Genomic DNA, 1135 nt, shown 5'->3' with positions numbered 1-1135 from the left:
TTCCGTGCTCAGAAGGGCGAGACTCCTTACAACGCTCAGTATAAATATAAATATGTGGCTCCTGGTGTTGACTTCATGTTCAACCTCAGCAACCTCTTCTGTGGTTGGAACCCTAACCGTGTATTGAACGTTACTGCCTTCGCTGGTGCCGGCGCCAACATCGCCTGGGATAACGACGAGGTGAATGAGTTGGCTGCTACCATGAAGAACATGAATGCCTACAACCTGGAGTATCTCTGGGATGGTACCAAGGTTCGCCCTTACGGTCGTGCCGGTCTTGAGTTGGCATTCAAGGTCAGCAAGTCTGTCAGTCTGATGCTTGAGGGTAACGCCAATGTCATTTCTGACAAGTACAACTCAAAGAAGGCTGATAACCCTGACTGGTATTTCAATGCTTTGGCTGGTCTTCGCATCAACCTGGGCAAGAGTGCTACCAAGAAGGAGAAGCCAGTAGAACCGGAACCAGCTCCAGCACCCGTTCAGAAGGTTGAGGAGCCAGCACCTGCTCCAGCACCAGTTGTTGAGAAGAAGGTAGAGGAAATCCGTCGTGATATCTTCTTCACCATCAACTCTAACAAGATTTCTGCCAAGGAGAATCAGAAGATCCTTGAAGTCATCGACTTCCTGGTGAAGTATCCTGAGGCTAAGGTGGTTGTTACCGGTTATGCTGACAAGGGTACTGGTAATGACAGAGTGAACGACCGCATCGCTGCCAAGCGTGCTGCAGCCGTTGTATGGATGTTGGAGAAGCGCTATGGCATTCCTGCTGAGCGCATCACGGAAGAGTCAAAGGGTGCTCGTGTTCAGCCATTCGCAGAGAATGATATGAACCGTGTTTCCATCATGATTGCTAAATAATATCTGGCTTGTGCCAAATATTATTTATCACTAATTCTGGATTTGGGGCAAGCCTGTAAAGCTTACCTGAATCCATGCTTTTAGCGAGGTTTCTTTTTCAAGAAGCCTCGCTTTTTTGTTTCTTTTCGAAAAGTTAGTTGTAAATTCATTCGTGCATTTTTGATTCTACCTGTTCTTCCTTTGCCAAAGAGGTGTTTTTTTGCCCCACCTGTCCCTCCCCTGCGGGAGGGTCCTTACCCCACTCCCAAGCCCTCGTCCTTTCCAAAAGGGCAAGGGA

1 protein-coding gene is annotated in these 1135 nt (G+C 48.2%); it reads left to right on the top strand.

The features are described from left to right. Positions 1-858: OmpA family protein (locus tag ACQRBJ_RS16025; RefSeq protein ID WP_445304228.1), on the top strand; the 858-nt coding region annotated here is incomplete at its 5' end. Positions 859-1135: the final 277 nt, after the last annotated feature.

Source organism: Prevotella sp. SGI.167, from assembly GCF_050313615.1.
GTDB lineage: Bacteria > Bacteroidota > Bacteroidia > Bacteroidales > Bacteroidaceae > Prevotella.
This window is presented reverse-complemented; position numbering and strand designations above follow the sequence as displayed.